Raw genomic sequence first — 17,743 nt, 5'->3', positions numbered from 1 at the left:
CAGCGCCGGTGGCGTCGGCAGCGTTGCCTACGGCTGCTGCTCCGGCCCCTGTGCTGTCAAGCGTTGATGCCCCCGCCCCAGTGGCATCAGCCCCGGCGGCAGCGCCGCTGCCCAGGGCGGTGAGCCCTGGCTCCCTGGCCACCGGAGAGCTGCAGGCGGTGCCGCTCTATCGGCAGGACGAGCTGCTCAACTGGATAGAGCAGGGACGTCATCTGGCCCGGGTGAAGCAGGACAGGTGCCAGCTGACCCAGGACATAGAGGCGCGCGCCTCCGTGATGAAGATCCCGGCCTATCAGTTCCTGTGGGGGGACATGCTGGCCTGGGGCGTCTGCATCAAGCCGGACGCACAGATCGGGGTGCAATACATGTGGGAGGCGGCCAATCAGGGTCTGGCTCCCGCACTGGAGCAGCTGGGGCGCTATTACTGGAAAGGCATCCTGGTCCAGAAGGATCTGGTGCGGGCCGAGACCCTGATGCGGGAGGCCGCCAGCCTGGGCTTCCAGCGGGCCCAGATAGAGTGGGTCGAGATGCTGCTGCAGGGCATGGGCAGTCCGCTGGATTACGAGGAGGCCTACCACTGGCTGCACGGCGCCGTCATCGGCGACAAGGCGACCCACCAGAAGGCGGCTAGCCTGCTGAGCCGGCTCGGCAATCGCATGCCGGCCAATGCCATCGCCCGCGCCAAGGCGATGCACTAAGCCCGGCAGGCCAGGCCACTCGATACAACAAGGCCCGCGAACCTGAGTTCGTGGGCCTTGTGCATTTCTCCGGACAGGAGGCGGGATCAGAGATCCTGATGGGGGCCGAATACCTCGTAGTGCATCCGGTCGGCAGGCACGCCCAAACTGCTCAGCTGATCTTTTACCACCTTCATGAAGCCCAGGGGGCCGCAGAAGTAGTAGTGGGCGTTGGCCGGGATGAGGTCCGTGACCTGTTCCAGCACCAGGGTGCCGCTGAAGTCGTAGTCCTTCCCCTGCACGTCCTGCTCGGCAGGCACCCTGTACCAGACCCGGCTCTGCAAGCTGGCATGCTGGCGGCTCTTGGCCTGGATCTCTTCCTTGAAGGCATGCTGGGCGCCATGCTCGCAGGCATGGAGCCAGCGGATTTCAGTTTCTGGTTGCTCGGCCAGCAACTGGTTGAGCATGCTCAGCATGGGAGTCAGACCCACCCCGGCGGAGAGCAGCACCACTGGGGTGGTCGGCTCGGTTTGCAGGAAGAAGTCCCCTGCCGGTGGCATCAACGCCACCTCGTCACCGACGTGAAGCTGGTCATGCAGCAGGTTGGAGGCCTGGCCCAGGGGCTCGCGCTTGACGCTGATGCGGTAGTCGCGGCCATTGGGGGCATCGGAGAGGGAGTATTGACGGATCTCCTGATGCTCCAGCGACGGGTGATTGAGCCGGATGCTGATATATTGCCCCGGCTTGAAGCGCAGCACGGGTTTGCCGTCGACGGGGGCCAGCACGAAGGAGGTGACAAGCTCGCTCTCCTGACGCTTCTCCTTGATGAGGAAGGGGCGGGCCCCCTGCCAGCCACCGAGCTCGCTCGCCTTCTCCCGGTAGAGATCACCCTCCCGACCGATGAAAATGTCGGCCAGCACGCCATAGGCCTTGCCCCAGGCTTCCAGTACCTCGTCCGTCACCGCGTTGCCACCCATTTCTTTGAGCGTGGCCAAGAGATGACTACCCACAATGTGATATTGTTCCGGCTGGATCAGGAAACCCGTGTGCTTGTGGGCGATGCGTTCCACGGCTCCGGCCAGGGCCCCCAGGTTGTCGATGTTCCTGGCGTAGGCCGCCACGGCACTGAACAGGGCCAGGGGCTGACCGCCACTGCGCTGATGGGCCAGGTTGAACACATCCTTCAACTCGGGGTTGTGGTGGAACATGCGCTGGTAGAAGTGCTGGGTGAGGGCAGGCCCCGCCGATTCGAGCAAAGGAATGGTGCTCTTGATGACGGCGATGGTGGCTTGGTCTAACATAGGAGGTCCTTTCTAATTGAACATCTGGAATGTCACTTAATAAGTTGCATCCTAAATGTTTAATTGATCTGGATCAATCATCAATTCTTTGCGCTATGCGCCACAGGCACTATGAGACTAACAAGCTATACCGATTTTGGATTGAGAGCCCTGCTCTATCTGGCCACATTGCCGGAGGGGGAATTGTCGAGCGTGGCCAAGGTGTCTGCCTTGTATGACGTCTCTCGCAATCACATGGTGAAGGTGGTGAATCAGCTGGTGAAGCTGGGTTATCTGCAGTCCCAGCGTGGCAAGAATGGCGGGATCCGCATGGCCTGTTCTCCTGAGAGCGTGAACATAGGTCAGGTGATCCGGGCGCTGGAAGGCAATCTGGACGGCATCGACTGCAACTCGCCGGTGTGCCACATCGTCTCTGTCTGTCTGCTCAAGAGTGCCCTGAAGGAGGCGATGAACGCCTTCCTTGCGGTGATGGACGGCTATACGCTGCAAGATCTGCTGGCCAACCGCGACGAGCTGCAGCAGGTGTTCGGCGAGTTGATCCCGACTCTGGTGCTGGATCCGGATGACGAGAGCGAGTGAGACGAAAAAGGCTGCCATCGGCAGCCTTTTTTCAATCCTCGTAACCTGACTCGTTACGGTAGAGGTGTGGCATGATCCTCGCCATCTTCACCATGTTGTTCTCCACTTCGAGGATCTCGATGGGATAACCCGCCAGCCTGACGCTGATGTTGGGCTGAGGGATCTCTTCCAGGTACTCCAGGATCACCCCGTTGAGGGTGCGCGGGCCGTCGATGGGCAGGTGCCAGTGCATCTCCTTGTTCAGCTCGCGGATGCTGGCGGAGCCTTCCACCAGGAAGGAGCCATCCGGCTGGGGGTGGATCTCGTCGCTCGGCGCCGGGGCCATGGAGGTGGTGAAGTCACCCACTATCTCTTCCAGGATGTCATCCAGGGTGATCAGCCCCTGGATATCCCCATACTCGTCGACAATCAGCCCGATCCTCTCCTTGTTGCGCTGGAACTTGGCCAGCTGCACATTGAGGGGGGTGCCCTGTGGAATGAAGTAGATGGGATCGACTTCCCGCAGCAGGCTGGACTTGCTGAACTGGTCCTTGGCGACCAGTCTGAGGGCATCACGAGAGTGTAAAAATCCGACAACGTCGTCAATATTGTCGCGATAGAGCAGGATCTTGGTGTGAGCGCAGTGAGCCAGCTGGCGCAATATGCTCTTCCAGTCGTCGTTGATGTCGATGGCAGAGATCTCGCTGCGCGGCACCATGATGTTTTCCACCGTCATCTTGTCCAGATCCAGAATGCTGATCAGCATCTCCTGATGGCGCTGGGGAATGAGGCTGCCCGCCTCGTTGACTATGGTGCGCAGCTCTTCGGTGTTGAGGGAGTCATCCTTGCGATGTTCCAGTCGCAGCAGCTTGAGCAAGAGGTTGGTGATGCTGTTGATGAGCCAGACCAGGGGGGCGAAGGGCACCATCAGCCCCTTGAGAACCCAGGAGGCGGGGTAGGCGATGCGCTCGGGAAACATGGCCGCCAGTGTCTTGGGGGTGACTTCCCCGAACACCAGCACCACCAGGGTGAGGCCGAAGGTGGCGATGGCGACGCCGAGATCCCCGAACAGCCGGATGCAGACTATGGTGGCGATGGCGGAGGCCAGGATGTTGACCAGGTTGTTGCCGATGAGGATGAGGCCAAGCAGGCGATCCGGTCGAGCCAGCAGCTTTTCGACCCGACGGGCTGCCTTGTGCTTGGTTTGGGCCAGATGCCGCAACTTGTAGCGGTTGAGGGACATCAGACCGGTTTCGGAACTGGAGAAGAAGGCTGACAACACAATCAAGATAACGAGAACAATCAGTAATGTGCTCGTTGAGATACTGTCCAAGAAGGGCTCCTGTTGGGGTGGTGTTTGGGTGGCTGAACCGTCAGCTCAGCAAGACTTCCTTGACGAAGCGGCTGCCAAAGTAGGCCAGGGTCAGGATGACGCTGCCGATGAGGCTCAGCATGATGACCTTGCGACCACGCCAGCCACGGGTGTGGTGACCCCACAGCAGCAAGGCATAGACGCACCAGGCCAGGATCGAGAGGATGGCCTTGTGGGACTTGCCCTGGGCGAACATGTCTTCCAGGAAGAACAGACCCGAGGCGATGGAGAGCGTCAGCAGCAAGAGGCCCGCGGAGATGAGCTGGAACAGGCGCTTCTCCACCGTCATCAGGGGCGGCATGGCCGGCAGATGGCTTATCTTTCTGGACTTCAGCTGCCGATCCAGACAGGCAAGCTGGAGCGCAAACAGGCAGGCGATCATCAGTACCGAATAGGCCATCAAGGCGAGCCCGATGTGCAGCAGCAGTTGGGGGTGCGCTTCCAGATGGGTGATGTAGCGACCCGGAATGAGGGCGCTGGCGGCGAGCAGCAAGGCCGAGAAACTGTAGACCACGGGCAGCAGGATCCAGCCGTTGAAACGGCGGGTAACGCAGGTCATGAAGCAGCTGATGATGAGGCTGACCAGGGAGGCGACGTTCAACATGCTGAGATTCTGGCCGGAATGGGTGGCCAGCACCTCGCTGCCCACCGCCACGCCATGGGCGGTCAGGGCCAGGCCGACACAGGCGAACAGCGACACCTGCCCGACGGGCTTGGCGCTGAGCAGCAGGTGCAGAGAGGCGATGATGGCCAGCAGGTAAAACGCCAGGGCCAGAACAGAGATCACGATCATAACCAGGTCGTTGTCGAACAAGCTTTTATGGATAAGAGGGGCAGTATACCTTGCACAAGATATGCTCGCCAGTTGTGCCAGGGGCTAACTGCCCATATATAAGTAGCAGCTGACAGCCCCGTGCGGCGAATAATCGTCCTCCGGCGTTGACTGGGGTATAATGCCCTCCATTTGTTACACCCGCTCATTCGATGGCGGGTCACCGCCGCAAGCGGTGAGTAATCGTCCTCACAGTGCTGACTGGGGTATAATGCCCCACTAGTTACGCCAAGAATCGGAATGCGTCATGTTTGAGAATTTGACTGAACGACTCTCGCGCACCCTGCGCAATGTCAGTGGCCGTGGCCGGCTGACCGAAGAGAACATCAAGGATACCTTGCGTGAAGTGCGCATGGCGCTGCTCGAGGCGGACGTGGCCCTGCCGGTGGTGCGTGACTTCGTTGCCCGCGTGAAAGAGCGTGCCGTCGGCCAGGAAGTGGCCAAGTCCCTGAGCCCGGGCCAGGCCTTCATCAAGATAGTCCATGGCGAGCTGGTCTCTGTCATGGGAGAGGCGAACGAGCAGCTCAATCTGGCCGCACAGCCGCCGGCCATCATCCTGATGGCGGGCCTGCAGGGTGCCGGTAAGACCACGACTGTGGGCAAGCTGGCCAAGCTGCTCAAGGAGCGCCACAAGAAGAAGGTGCTGGTGGTCAGTGCCGACGTCTACCGCCCGGCGGCGATCAAGCAGCTCGAGACCCTGGCCAATGACATCTCGGTCGATTTCTTCCCGAGTGATGTGACCCAGAAGCCGGTGGCGATCGCCACCGCCGCCATTGATCAGGCGCGCAAGAAATTCTATGACGTGGTGATCGTCGATACCGCCGGTCGTCTGCACGTGGACACCGAGATGATGGCGGAGATCCAGGATCTTCACGCCACCATCAAGCCGGTCGAGACCCTGTTCGTGGTGGATGCCATGACAGGTCAGGATGCTGCCAATACCGCCAAGGCGTTCAACGAAGCGCTGCCGCTCACCGGCGTCATCCTCACCAAGGCGGACGGCGACGCCCGCGGCGGTGCCGCCCTGTCGGTGCGCCACATCACCGGCAAGCCGGTCAAGTTCATCGGTATGGGCGAGAAGACCGATGCCCTTGAGCCCTTCCACCCGGACCGACTCGCATCCCGCATCCTCGGCATGGGGGACGTGCTGTCGCTCATCGAGGAAGTGGAACGCACGGTCGACAAGGAGAAAGCCGCCAAGCTGGCCAGCAAGGTCAAGAGCGGCAAGGGCTTCGATCTGGAAGATTTCCGTGAGCAGCTGGCCCAGATGCGCAACATGGGCGGCATGATGGGCATGCTCGACAAGTTGCCCGGCATGTCCGGTCTGCCGGATAACGTGAAAGATCAGATGGATGACAAGATCACCGTGCGGATGGAGGCCATCATCAGCTCCATGACGCCCAAGGAGCGTGCTCATCCCGACCTCATCAAGGGCTCCCGCAAGCGTCGCATCGCCGCGGGTTCCGGCATGCAGGTGCAGGACGTGAACAAGCTGCTCAAGCAGTTCACCGAGATGCAGCGCATGATGAAGAAGATGTCCGGCAAGGGTGGCATGCGCAAGATGATGGGCCAGATGAAGAACATGCTGCCCCCCGGATTCGGTGGCGGCGGACGCGGTCCGTTCTGATTTTCCTGCTTGTCAGGCAAAAAGGCTCACCGCGGTGAGCCTTTTTCATGCCAACTCCTGCGCAAAAAATAGCAGGCTTGGTTGCAATTATTACGAATCCAAGTAGAATTACGCGGCTTATTTTAAGCTAGGGTCTGCGTATTTGCAGGCCTTGTTCATTAGATGTTCATGAGGACGATATGGTAACCATTCGTTTACAACGTGGTGGCGCGAAAAAGCGTCCGTTCTACCAGGTAGTAGTTTCTGACAGCCGTTGCGCCCGTGACGGTCGCTTCATCGAGCGCGTTGGTTTCTTCAACCCGGTTGCTGCTGGTAACGCTGAGAAGCTGAACCTGGACCTGGCTCGTATCGAGCATTGGGTTGCTACTGGTGCCACTGTTTCTGACCGTGTTGCCAAGCTGATCAAAGACGCTAAAAAAGCTGCTTAATCAGCCAAGCGGTAAGGAGTTAAGGTGGAAAAACCTATAGTTCTGGGCACCCTGGGTACCGTCTACGGCATCAAGGGCTGGCTTAAAGTGAACTCCTTCACCGATGTTGCCGAAGCGATTTTCGATTACAACCCCTGGCTGATCAATCAGAACGGGGTGTGGCGTGAGATTCAGGTTTCGGCCTGGAAGCGTCACAACAAGGGTCTGATCTGCAAGCTCGATGGTATCGATGTGCGCGAGGATGCCCTGGCATTGACCAATGTCGAGATTGGCGTAGCCGCCGATCTGTTGCCTGCGTTGCCTGAAGGTGAGTTTTACTGGCGTGACCTGATTGGTTGCTCCGTGATGACCACCAAGGGATACGACCTGGGCAAGGTGACCGAATTGATGGAAACCGGCTCCAACGATGTGTTGGTGGTTGAGGCCAATGTAAAAGATGCCTTTGGTGCAAAGGAGCGGCTGATCCCGTTCCTGGAAGAGCAGGTGATCAAGAACATTGATCTGACTGCTCGAACAATCGAAGTTGATTGGGATCCTGGTTTCTAGTTTCCCGCGCTAACACGGGTGCCGGAGGTTTCTTATGTGGATTGGGGTGATTAGCCTCTTCCCGGAAATGTTCCGAGCCATTACCGAGCACGGGGTAACGGGTCGGGCCGTCAAGAGTGGCCTGCTGCAGATTGAGTGCTGGAACCCTCGGGATTTCACCCACGACAAACACCGTACGGTCGATGATCGTCCTTATGGTGGTGGGCCTGGGATGCTGATGATGGTTCAGCCGCTGCGTGATGCGATTCATGCAGCCAAGCAAGCGGCGGGAGACGGGGCGAAAGTCATCTATCTCTCTCCTCAGGGACGCAAGCTGACTCAAGCGGGCGTAACCGAGTTGGCGACGAATCAGAAACTGATTCTGGTTGCCGGTCGATACGAAGGTATCGATGAACGCGTGATACAAACCGAAGTCGACGAAGAGTGGTCTATCGGGGATTACGTGTTAAGTGGTGGCGAGTTGCCTGCCATGACCCTGATCGATGCGGTTTCGCGTCTGGTCCCCGGGGTCTTGGGCGATCAGGCCAGTGCCGAGCAGGACTCCTTCACGGATGGCCTGCTGGATCATCCCCACTACACTCGGCCGGAGTTGTTGGATGGATTGGCGGTGCCCGAGGCGCTGACTAGCGGCAATCACGAAGTGATTCGGCGCTGGCGTCTCAAGCAGTCGCTCGGACGAACCTGGCAGAGAAGGCCGGAACTTATTAACAACCTAGCTCTGACTGACGAGCAAGAATCACTTCTTGCCGAGTATGTCCGCGAAGTGCGTGACAGCGTTAAGTAGAGTTTTCAGTTTATCCTAGGTAAGGAAAGACAATGAGCAAGATTATTCAGCAGCTTGAACAAGAGCAACTGCGTACCGACATCCCGGCTTTTGCCCAGGGCGACACCGTACGTGTTCAAGTTCGTGTTAAAGAAGGTGGTAAAGAGCGTCTGCAGGCTTTCGAAGGCATCGTCATTGCCAAGCGTAACCGCGGTCTGCACTCTGCTTTCACCGTTCGCAAGATCTCCAACGGCGAAGGTGTTGAGCGTGTATTCCAGACTCACTCTCCGCTGATCCACAGTGTAGAACTGAAGCGTCGTGGTGATGTTCGCCGCGCCAAGCTGTACTACCTGCGCAACCTGTCCGGCAAAGCTGCTCGTATCAAAGAGAAGCTCAACTAATTCGATTCGAATTGGTGTCGGTATGTCGACGAATAGCTCGACAGGTAGTGAAAAGGCTCGCCAATGGCGAGCCTTTTTTGTATCCGTCATTTGAGGCGGTGGGTTCAACCTGGCTGGCTGACCCGCACCACAGAGTTGTCGCGCCCGAAGGGGCCGGGCACATAGTCGTCCGCTTCCCAGTCGTTGTCATAACGGGTCTCCCCGTCTGGCTGCACCAGTTGATAGCAATACTCGAAATGACTGGGGCCATCGGTGGGAAGGTTGAGGGTCGCCTTGAACTCCCCGCTCTTCATTCTTTTCAATTCAATGGGTTGCCACTGGCTGAACTCCCCCAGCAGCAAGACCTGTTCGGCCTCGCCTGCGGCCTCTTTTTCCACTGCGAAGGTCACCTTGACCTCGGGGCGGGACTTGAGAAATTGCTTGTTGATCGGCATATCGACTCCTTGTCACTGACTGCGAAGAAAGTAGCGCTGTTCATTTTTATATCACCTTATGACAAGAATGTTGATAGCAATCGTCAGGCAGGCAGGGCGAAATGACGCCGAAGCAGCTGGTGAGTGAACTCAATCTTGAGGTAGAAACCCCGTGGCAGTGTCTGGATTGGCTGGCCATTGCGGCCGATGGCGCGAGTCAGCGCCTTGCTGTTGGCCGCCTTGGGGCGCAGTTGCATGACCTGACCGTGGCGGGCGCTGATCTGCTCCACCTCCCCCAGCACTATCATGTCCATCAGCTCCTCCCAGTCCTGACGCAGCAACCTGTCTTCTTCTTCGCTCGGGCTCCACAGCAACGGCATGCCGACCCGGCGTTCACCGACGGGGATGGTGCGGCTGCCCTCCACCGGGATCCAGAGTACCCGCGACAGCTTGTTGCGCACATTGGACTCCTCCCAGCGCTGGCCACTGATCCCGATGAGGGGAGCGACGCAGACGAAGGTGGTTTCCAGCGGTTTGCCCTGAGGATCGATCGGGATCGTCTTGAGCTCGATGCCGAGATCGGGGAAGTCCTGCTCCGGCCGGCTGCCCGCGCTGGCGCCCAGCTGCCACTCGATCAACTGGCCGATCCAGCCCTTGTCCCGCCTGAGATCCCGTGGCACCGGGATGGCGGCCATCGCGGCGAGCTGGGCCAGGGTGAAGCCCGCCATGGCGTAGGCGCGCGCCATCAATTCCTGCTCTGACTGTGGATTGGCGGACATGAGGGGCTCCTGTTGGCGAGAAGGGGGTGGACAAGTGTGATCCTGACAGAGGATCGCTGTTTTTGTAACCGATCCTTGCCCGGCTATGCACAGGGGGGGCAAGATTGTGAATTATCATCTATGACAATGATTTTAAAGGAATTTGACTTTTTTCTCCAGCCTGGAGAACGGGAGGATCCCGGTTGCAACGAGTTGTCCAAGGGTTTGGCCTGGCTGTTGCACATAGTTATCCACAGAAATCTTGGATAACTGACATAAAGTGGTGATACAGGGCCCGGCATCAGAAATAAATGTGAGAGCACGCCAATTTTTCTCGCCATATCGGTGCAGATAATGCGCCATCCTTGTGGATAAACTAGCCTTGGTGGATCTTTGAACAGTCGAACTTGTTCACAATTGACAGTCAGGATCCTCGGGCGCAAAAGACATGGATCTTGATCCAGTTTTTAAATATTAACTATATGTATTTAAATGAATATTTTGTTTTTATATGAATCGGGTATGATACGGCATGATTTGAAGTCGTAGTATAAAACTACTGTATATACCCGCTTGATCACAGGCTTATGCACAGTCTGGGTGGGCAACTTGCGGAGCTTGTCCTTCAGGTTTGTTTATAACTTTGCTTGAAATGCCAAGTTATTCATGAGTGGAAGATGACAGTCCCTGTTTGCCGCCACGGGGTGAATGTGGAACAATCTCTTTATAGATTCAGCCTTTATAAGGTGATCACGTGATAGATGGCGACGGATTTCGTCCCAATGTCGGCATCGTGATCTGTAACCGTGACGGGCAAGTATTGTGGGCTAAGCGCTATGGGCAGCACTCCTGGCAGTTTCCGCAGGGGGGAGTTGATGATGGTGAATCGCCGGAGCAGGCCATGTATCGTGAGCTGTATGAGGAGATAGGCCTCAAGCCCGACGATGTGACCATACTGGCGACCAGTCGCAACTGGCTGAAGTATCGCTTACCCAAACGACTCGTTCGCTGGGACAGTTCACCGGTCTGTATTGGCCAGAAGCAGAAATGGTTTTTGCTGCAGCTCGATCCTGGCAAAGAGTCCAGGATCCAGTTCGGTTGTCATGGTCACCCGGAATTTGATGATTGGCGTTGGGTTAGCTTCTGGTACCCGGTTCGTCAGGTCGTCTCCTTCAAGCGGGAAGTTTACCGCCGGGTGATGAAGGAGTTTGCCCCGCTGGCCATGCCGGTGCCGGTGGTGCAGGTTAATCGAAAGGATGGGCGGCGCAACCGCTCGCGCTAAGGAGCACAACTAGTTGCTGACGGAACTCAGACGCATCGTCGAGAGCATGGCCGAGGCCAACACCCTCGAACAGGCCTTGCAAGCATTGGTGAGCCAGACCCGGCTCGCCATGACGGTGGACTGCTGCTCCGTTTATGTCGCCGAACCGGACATGCGCCGCTATCGACTGGCGGCGACCGACGGTCTGGCCGAGTCTGCGGTGGGCAAGGCCACCCTGCCGTTCGAGCAGGGCATAGTCGGTCTGGTGGGTCAGCGGGAAGAGCTGATCAACCTGGCCGATGCGCCTTCTCACCCCAGTTTCAAGTTCCTGCCCGATGTCGCGGAAGAGGCGTTTCGCTCCTTCCTCGGCGCCCCCATCATGCACCAGCGCCAGGTGGTCGGCATTCTGGTGGTGCAGCAGAAAGAGAGCCGGCTGTTCGATGAAGGGGAAGAGTCCTTCATGGTCACCCTGGCGGCACAACTGGCGGCCCGCATCGCCCAGGCCCAGGCCAAGGGCTGGTTGCAGAAGACCGACTGGAGCAAGCCGCTGCGCGGCATCGCCGGTGCCAGCGGCATCGCCATCGCCAAGGCCTGGGTGTGGCGCCCGCGCAAGGCGCTCAACAGCATCACCCCGCGCAAGGACGAGGAGCACGGCAAGCAGCTGGCCCGGCTGGAGCTTGCGGTGGAAGAGGTGCGCCACGACCTGGAGAGCCTGGCGCTGCGCTTTCGTGAGAGCTACAGCCAGGATTCGGTCGCCATCTTCGACATCTATCTGCACCTGCTGAACGATCCCGGCTACATCAAGCCCATCCGCAACAAGGTCAGCAAGGAGCACTGGACTGCCATCTCCGCGGTCAAGATCATCAGCGATCGGCTGATCGAGCAGTTCAAGGGGATGAAGGATCCCTACCTGCGGGAGCGCTCCACCGATGTGAAAGACATCGCCCAGCGGCTCATCAGCCGGCTGGTGCAGGACGAACCCGAGCAGCTCACCATAGGTGAGCCGGTGGTGCTGGTCGCCGACGAAGTGACCGCCACCATACTCGCCGAGATCCCGCGGGAGTTTCTGAGCGGCGTGGTCTCCCTCAAGGGGGGGACCAACTCCCATGCCGCCATCCTGGCCCGCGCCATGGGGGTGGCAGCCATCATGGGGGTGGATCTGCCCCTGGGTGACATAGGCGGGCGCACCCTGGTCATCGACGGTTACAGCGGCGATCTCTTCATCGAACCCAATCAGGTGATCCTGACCGAGTACCGGCAACTGCTCAACGAGGAGCGGGCGCTCGATACCCTGGTGCGCAGCGTCGACAACCAACCCTCGGAGACGGCTGACGGCACCTCTGTCTCCTTGCTGCTCAACGCCGGCCTCAGCGCCGACACCGAGATCTCCCTCAACCATCTGGCGGACGGGGTCGGGCTCTATCGCACCGAGATCCCCTTCATGCTGCAGGACAGCTTCCCCTCCGAATGGGAGCAGACGGCGCGCTATCGGGGGATTCTGGAGACCTATCGGGATCGCCCGGTCTGCATGCGCACCCTGGACGTGGGGGGGGACAAGCAATTGCCCTATTTCCCCATAGTGGAGGAAAATCCCTTCCTTGGCTGGCGGGGGATCCGGCTCACCCTGGATCACCCCGAGTTGTTCCTGGTGCAGCTCAAGGCCATGCTGCGCGCCAGCGAAGGGCTGGACAATCTGGCCATCATGCTGCCGATGATCAGCAGCGTCAGTGAAATCAAGGCTTCCCGCCGGCTGCTGGATCAGGCCTGGCGTGAAGTGTCGGAAGAGGCGGCGAGCCGCGAGGCGGTGATCCGCTACCCCAGCCTGGGGGTGATGATAGAGGTGCCCTCCGCCCTTTACATCCTGCCGGAGATGGCCCCCCTCATCGACTTCTGGTCGGTGGGCAGCAATGACCTGACCCAGTATCTGCTGGCGGTGGATCGCAACAACGCCCGGGTCGCCAGCATCTATGACGCCTTCCATCCCGCGGTGATCCGCGCCCTGCAACTGCTGGTCGATGCCTCCCATCGCTATCAGAAGCCGGTCTCGGTCTGTGGCGAACTGGCCGGGGATCCGGTCGGCGTGCTGCTGCTGCTGGCCATGGGCTATCGCCGTTTCAGCATGAACACCCACAACATTTCCCGCATCAAGTACGTGCTGCGTCAATCCGATCTCGGCGAGCTGAAGGCGCTGATGGCGGATGGCCTCAAGCACGACAATCCCCACGTGCTCCGTGGCCTGTTTGCCCGCTACCTGGAAGAGCACGGTCTGGGCGGTTTGCTGCGCGCAGGCCACAAGACCAAGCTGCCCGATTGATATTCAGTCTTGTTCCTGCTGACGAATGATCGGAGAATGCGGCTTTTCTTATGACTGGGGCCGCGCCATGCAGCACGACGGATATTGGGTTTTCTCGCAGATTGATCCCGTAGCATTCAGTTTGGGACCACTATCGGTACGCTGGTATGGTCTCATGTATTTGTTTGGTTTCGCCTTTGCCATGTGGCTTGCGGGCCGCCGCGCCGACGCGCCCAACAGTGGCTGGACCCGCAACGAGGTCTCTGACCTGCTGTTCTATGGCTTCCTCGGGGTGATCCTGGGTGGTCGCATCGGCTATGTGCTGTTCTACAACTTCGATCTCTTCCTGGCCGATCCCACCTACCTGTTCAAGATCTGGACCGGCGGCATGTCGTTCCACGGCGGCCTGATCGGGGTCATCTCCGCCATGATCTGGTTTGCCCACAAGACCAAGCGTCACTTCTTCACCGTGGCAGACTTTGTGGCGCCGCTCATTCCGTTCGGCCTCGGCGTCGGCCGCATCGGCAACTTCATGAATGGCGAGCTGTGGGGCCGGGTCACGGACGTGCCCTGGGCCATCATCTTCCCGGAGGCCGGCCCCGAGCCGCGTCACCCCTCCCAGCTCTACCAGTTCGCCCTGGAAGGGGTGGTGCTGTTCATCATCCTGAACCTGTTCTGGCGCAAGAACCCGCCACGGGGCGCCATCTCCGGCATGTTCCTGCTGTTCTACGGCCTGTTCCGCTTCCTGGTGGAGTTCGTACGCCAGCCTGACAGCCAGCTGGGCCTCTACTTCCAGGAGATCAGCATGGGCCAGATCCTCTCTACCCCGATGATCATCATCGGCGCCCTGATGATCTGGGTTGCCTACAAGCGTCCTCAGCTGTTCGGCAACGCGGCGAAGGAGGCAAAGCAATGAGGGTATATCTCGACCTGATGCAGAAGATCCTCGATGAAGGCACCGTCAAATCCGATCGCACCGGCACGGGGACAGTCTCCCTGTTCGGTCATCAGATGCGCTTCAATCTGGCGGAAGGCTTCCCGCTGGTCACCACCAAGAAGTGCCACCTGCGCTCCATCATTCACGAGCTGCTGTGGTTCCTCAATGGCGACACCAACACTGCCTACCTGAAAGAGCACGGCGTCAGCATCTGGGACGAGTGGGCTGACGAGCATGGCGATCTGGGTCCTGTCTACGGTGCCCAATGGCGTTCCTGGCCGGCGGCCGATGGCACCGTCATCGACCAGATCCAGAAGGCGGTGGATGACATCAAGCACAACCCGGATTCCCGCCGCATCATAGTCTCCGCCTGGAACGTGGGTGAGCTGGACAAGATGGCGCTTGCCCCTTGTCACGCCTTCTTCCAGTTCTATGTGGCGGACGGCAAGCTCTCCTGCCAGCTCTATCAGCGCAGCTGCGACGTCTTCCTCGGTCTGCCGTTCAACATCGCGAGCTACGCCCTGCTGACCCACATGATGGCGCAGCAGTGCGATCTGGCCGTGGGCGACTTCGTCTGGACCGGTGGCGACGTGCACCTCTACTCCAACCACATGGAGCAGACGGCGCTGCAGCTCTCCCGCGAGCCGCGTTCCTTGCCGCAGCTGGTGATCAAGCGCAAGCCGGACTCCATCTTCGACTACCGGTTCGAGGACTTCGAGATCCAGGGCTATGATCCCCATCCGGGTATCAAGGCCCCTGTCGCCATCTGATCCTGCATCCGCCGTGATGGCGAGCGGTGCTCGGCGGGATCTCCCGCTTTGCTATTCCACCTGTTCGAAAGGCGCCTGCGGGCGCCTTTTTCATGTCTGGAAAGCATGAATATGCAAAGAAATGAATGCTCCAGAGGCGAGGGAAGGCGGGGGAAAACGTGCTTATAGCAGACATGATTTGCTTTGCCTTCGGTTTTTCCGTTGTTATTGGCAGTTAGAAACGATTTTTCATTAGTTCACTCGCCCCCTAGACTGAAAAAGTACAATTTTATGGATAGTTAGACCATGAGCGATGTGTTCAAGCGATTTCTCAAACTGGAGTCAGCCTCCGGAATAATTCTGATCCTGGCCGCCCTGTTGGCCATCGGTCTGGCCAACTCTGCCCTGGCGGAGCACTATCAGAGCTTCCTCAATACCCAGGTGCAGGTGCGCATTGCCGCCCTCGACATCAACAAGCCGCTGCTGCTCTGGATCAACGATGGCTTCATGGCGATCTTCTTCCTGCTGGTCGGGCTGGAAGTAAAGCGTGAGATGCTGGAGGGGGCGCTCTCATCACGGGTGCAGGCCACCTTCCCGGCCATCGCCGCCGTGGGCGGCATGCTGGCCCCTGCGCTCATCTATGCCTTCTTCAACTACGAGGATGAAATCACTCGGGCCGGCTGGGCCATTCCGGCCGCAACCGACATCGCCTTCGCCCTCGGGGTGATGGCGCTGCTCGGCAAGCGGGTGCCGACCAGCCTCAAGGTATTCCTGCTGGCCCTGGCCATCATGGATGACTTAGGGGTCATCATCATCATCGCCCTCTTCTATACCCAGCAGCTGTCGCTGACTGCACTGGCGGTCGGCATAGTGGCGACCCTCACTCTGCTCTGGATGAATCGTCGTGGTGAGGACAGGATCGGCCTCTACATGCTGGTGGGTCTGGTGCTCTGGGTGGCCGTGCTCAAGTCGGGCGTCCATGCGACCCTGGCCGGCGTCATCGTTGGCTTCATGATCCCGCTCAACGGCAAGCGTTATGCCTCGCCGCTCAAGCACCTGGAGCATGTGCTGCATCCCTGGAGTGCGTACCTGATATTGCCGTTGTTTGCCTTTGCCAACGCCGGGGTCTCCCTCGACGGCATCCAGCTGTCGGATCTGCTCAGCCCGGTACCCATGGGTATCATTTTGGGGCTCTTCATCGGCAAGCCCCTCGGCATCTTCACCATCAGCTGGCTGTCGGTGAAACTCGGTATCGCCCAGCTGCCGAGTGGCGTCAATTTCAGACAGATCTTTGCCGTCAGCATCCTGTGTGGCATCGGCTTCACCATGTCGATGTTCATCGCATCGCTGGCATTCGAGCATGGCGGACTGGACTACGGCAGCTACTCGCGCCTCGGGATCCTGGTGGGATCCACCCTGGCGGCCGTGATCGGTTTTATCGCCCTGCGGATATCGCTGCCCAATCGGGAGGCGAATCAAAGCACGGAGGGGTTATGAGAAGACTCGGATGGTTAGTCTTGCTGGCGAGCCCGGCAGTCTGGGCGAATAGCCTGGCGGATTGCCAGCAGGATGCGGCGTCGGCCAGTTGTTCGGCCTATCTCAACGGGGTGGTGGACAGCGCCCTCATGCTGGGAGACAAGCAGGCCAAGGCCCGATTCGGTGAAACCTTCACCGAACGAGCCCTGAGCAGCCGGGCCGGCGAGCGAGTCAAGCAGTCGAACAAGCGCTACTGCGGGGAGCGGATGCCGGATCCGACCCGCCTCAAGCTGACCCTGCAAGAGCAGTTCGGCGCAAACAAAGTTGACTCGATCAGCGACATGTATGACATTCTGGCGGTTGAACTCAGCTGCTACCGGAGCCCGCGCAGCGCGGGAACCCCATCGGATGTCACACCTTAATTACAACCACCTCTACTATTTTTGGATGACTCAGAAGAAGGGCTCCGTCACCCAGGCGGCGGAAGCCCTCTTCCTCACTCCCCAGACCGTCACCGGTCAGATCAAGTTGCTGGAGCAGCGTCTCGGCGGCAAGCTGTTGATCCGCAAGGGGCGCTCCCTGGAGGCCACCGAGCTGGGCCAGCTGGTGTTTCGCTATGCCGACAAGATGTTCAGCCTCTCCTACGAGATGCTGGATATCGTCAACTACCGCAAGGAGAGCCAGATCCTGTTCGACGTCGGCATCGCCGATGCTCTCTCCAAGCGCCTCGCCAGCAGGGTGCTGCTCTCCGTCATCCCCAACGACGGCTCCATCCACCTGCGCTGTTTCGAATCGACCCACGAGCTGCTGCTGGAGCAGCTGAGCGAGCACAAGCTCGACATGATCCTCTCCGATTGTCCGGTGGACTCCAGCCAGCATGCCGGTCTGCTCTCCAAGCGGCTGGGGGGCTGCGGCGTCAGCTTCTTCTGCAAGGCGCCGCTGCCCGAAAAGCCGTTTCCCGCTTGTCTGGAGGAGCGCAAGCTGCTCATCCCTGGCCGCCGAACCGCCATGGGGCGTCAGCTGACCCAATGGTTCGAGCAGCAGGGCATCTCTCCCAGCATCCTGGGGGAATTCGACGATGCGGCCCTGATGAAGGCATTTGGCTTCTTCAATCAGGGTATCTTCATGGCGCCGACCATCTATCGGGAGGAGATCCTGGAGGGGGAGGAGGTGATGCTGATCGGGGAGACCCAGGATCTGATGGAGGAGTACTACGTCATCTTCGCCGAGCGGATGATCCAGCATCCGGCAGTGAAGCGGGTGTGCGAGAGTGATTTCTCCTTCCTCTTTGCCGGTCAGGAGGACTTCACCACCATTCAGCCGGCGACCCTGTCATTTTAAATCGACGGGG

At 59.2% G+C, this 17,743-nt stretch carries 19 protein-coding genes; 14 read left to right on the top strand and 5 right to left on the bottom strand.

Going from position 1 to position 17,743, the window contains the following annotated elements; genetic code table 11:
• Positions 1-107 precede the first annotated feature (107 nt).
• Positions 108-698: a tetratricopeptide repeat protein gene (locus HB860_RS22305; RefSeq protein ID WP_348773040.1), complete on the top strand. Its 591-nt coding sequence runs from the start codon at positions 108-110 to the stop codon at positions 696-698.
• A gap of 86 nt (positions 699-784) precedes the next feature.
• On the opposite strand, the gene hmpA is transcribed toward HB860_RS22305, so the two are convergent.
• A complete protein-coding gene (gene hmpA, locus HB860_RS15835) occupies positions 785-1,978 on the bottom strand; it encodes an NO-inducible flavohemoprotein (RefSeq protein WP_247627260.1) in 1,194 nt (397 codons plus the stop codon).
• 111 nt (positions 1,979-2,089) lie between these two features.
• Here hmpA and HB860_RS15830 point away from each other — a divergent pair, with 111 nt between their 5' ends.
• A complete protein-coding gene (locus HB860_RS15830; RefSeq protein WP_139436847.1) occupies positions 2,090-2,557 on the top strand; it encodes an Rrf2 family transcriptional regulator in 468 nt (155 codons plus the stop codon).
• Between the two features lie 31 nt (positions 2,558-2,588).
• On the opposite strand, the gene HB860_RS15825 is transcribed toward HB860_RS15830, so the two are convergent.
• A complete protein-coding gene (locus HB860_RS15825; protein ID WP_139436845.1) occupies positions 2,589-3,869 on the bottom strand; it encodes an HlyC/CorC family transporter in 1,281 nt (426 codons plus the stop codon).
• A gap of 40 nt (positions 3,870-3,909) precedes the next feature.
• The gene (locus HB860_RS15820; RefSeq protein WP_041204421.1) at positions 3,910-4,701 is read right to left on the bottom strand and encodes a cytochrome C assembly family protein; all 792 of its coding nucleotides are present in this window, start codon (positions 4,699-4,701) and stop codon (positions 3,910-3,912) included.
• Between the two features lie 286 nt (positions 4,702-4,987).
• On the opposite strand from HB860_RS15820, the gene ffh reads away from it, so the two are divergent.
• The 5 genes from ffh (at position 4,988) to rplS (ending at position 8,505) form a co-directional block, all read left to right on the top strand.
• Positions 4,988-6,367, top strand: a complete 1,380-nt coding sequence (ffh, locus tag HB860_RS15815) for a signal recognition particle protein (RefSeq protein WP_139436841.1) — start codon at positions 4,988-4,990, stop codon at positions 6,365-6,367.
• 179 nt (positions 6,368-6,546) lie between these two features.
• A complete protein-coding gene (rpsP, locus tag HB860_RS15810; protein ID WP_042649810.1) occupies positions 6,547-6,795 on the top strand; it encodes a 30S ribosomal protein S16 in 249 nt (82 codons plus the stop codon).
• 24 nt (positions 6,796-6,819) lie between these two features.
• A complete protein-coding gene (gene rimM, locus HB860_RS15805; RefSeq protein WP_005332346.1) occupies positions 6,820-7,341 on the top strand; it encodes a ribosome maturation factor RimM in 522 nt (173 codons plus the stop codon).
• Between the two features lie 34 nt (positions 7,342-7,375).
• Positions 7,376-8,125: a tRNA (guanosine(37)-N1)-methyltransferase TrmD gene (trmD, locus tag HB860_RS15800; protein WP_011704631.1), complete on the top strand. Its 750-nt coding sequence runs from the start codon at positions 7,376-7,378 to the stop codon at positions 8,123-8,125.
• A 32-nt stretch (positions 8,126-8,157) separates the two neighbouring features.
• Positions 8,158-8,505, top strand: coding sequence for a 50S ribosomal protein L19 (gene rplS, locus HB860_RS15795; protein ID WP_005313505.1), 348 nt, complete (start codon positions 8,158-8,160; stop codon positions 8,503-8,505).
• A gap of 104 nt (positions 8,506-8,609) precedes the next feature.
• Here the strand turns inward: rplS and HB860_RS15790 are convergent, their stop codons facing one another.
• Both HB860_RS15790 and mutH read right to left on the bottom strand, forming a co-directional pair.
• Positions 8,610-8,939 carry an isoamylase early set domain-containing protein gene (locus HB860_RS15790; RefSeq protein ID WP_025325698.1) on the bottom strand — a complete coding sequence of 110 codons (330 nt, stop codon included), beginning with the start codon at positions 8,937-8,939 and terminating at the stop codon, positions 8,610-8,612.
• Between the two features lie 83 nt (positions 8,940-9,022).
• On the bottom strand, positions 9,023-9,697 hold the full coding sequence (gene mutH / locus HB860_RS15785) for a DNA mismatch repair endonuclease MutH (RefSeq protein WP_247627259.1): 675 nt from the start codon (positions 9,695-9,697) through the stop codon (positions 9,023-9,025).
• A gap of 733 nt (positions 9,698-10,430) precedes the next feature.
• On the opposite strand from mutH, the gene rppH reads away from it, so the two are divergent.
• The 7 genes from rppH (at position 10,431) to nhaR (ending at position 17,733) form a co-directional block, all read left to right on the top strand.
• A complete protein-coding gene (gene rppH, locus HB860_RS15780) occupies positions 10,431-10,958 on the top strand; it encodes an RNA pyrophosphohydrolase (protein ID WP_139436835.1) in 528 nt (175 codons plus the stop codon).
• A 13-nt stretch (positions 10,959-10,971) separates the two neighbouring features.
• A complete protein-coding gene (ptsP, locus tag HB860_RS15775) occupies positions 10,972-13,251 on the top strand; it encodes a phosphoenolpyruvate--protein phosphotransferase (protein WP_247627258.1) in 2,280 nt (759 codons plus the stop codon).
• A gap of 67 nt (positions 13,252-13,318) precedes the next feature.
• Entirely contained in the window at positions 13,319-14,146 is an 828-nt protein-coding gene (lgt, locus tag HB860_RS15770; protein ID WP_247627257.1) for a prolipoprotein diacylglyceryl transferase, read from the top strand.
• Positions 14,143-14,937, top strand: coding sequence for a thymidylate synthase (gene thyA, locus HB860_RS15765; protein WP_247627256.1), 795 nt, complete (start codon positions 14,143-14,145; stop codon positions 14,935-14,937). The genes lgt and thyA overlap by 4 nt, the downstream gene beginning before the upstream one ends.
• A 285-nt stretch (positions 14,938-15,222) precedes the next feature.
• Positions 15,223-16,413: a Na+/H+ antiporter NhaA gene (gene nhaA / locus HB860_RS15760; RefSeq protein ID WP_247627255.1), complete on the top strand. Its 1,191-nt coding sequence runs from the start codon at positions 15,223-15,225 to the stop codon at positions 16,411-16,413.
• Entirely contained in the window at positions 16,410-16,814 is a 405-nt protein-coding gene (locus HB860_RS15755) for a hypothetical protein (protein WP_247627254.1), read from the top strand. The genes nhaA and HB860_RS15755 overlap by 4 nt, the downstream gene beginning before the upstream one ends.
• Positions 16,801-17,733, top strand: coding sequence for a transcriptional activator NhaR (nhaR, locus tag HB860_RS15750; RefSeq protein ID WP_005332358.1), 933 nt, complete (start codon positions 16,801-16,803; stop codon positions 17,731-17,733). The genes HB860_RS15755 and nhaR overlap by 14 nt, the downstream gene beginning before the upstream one ends.
• The last annotated feature ends 10 nt before the right edge of the window (positions 17,734-17,743 follow it).

The sequence above is a fragment of the Aeromonas genomosp. paramedia genome (genome assembly GCF_023093515.1).
Lineage (GTDB): Bacteria > Pseudomonadota > Gammaproteobacteria > Enterobacterales > Aeromonadaceae > Aeromonas.
Note: the sequence above shows the minus strand (reverse complement) of the source record. Positions and strands in the feature narration are given on the sequence as shown.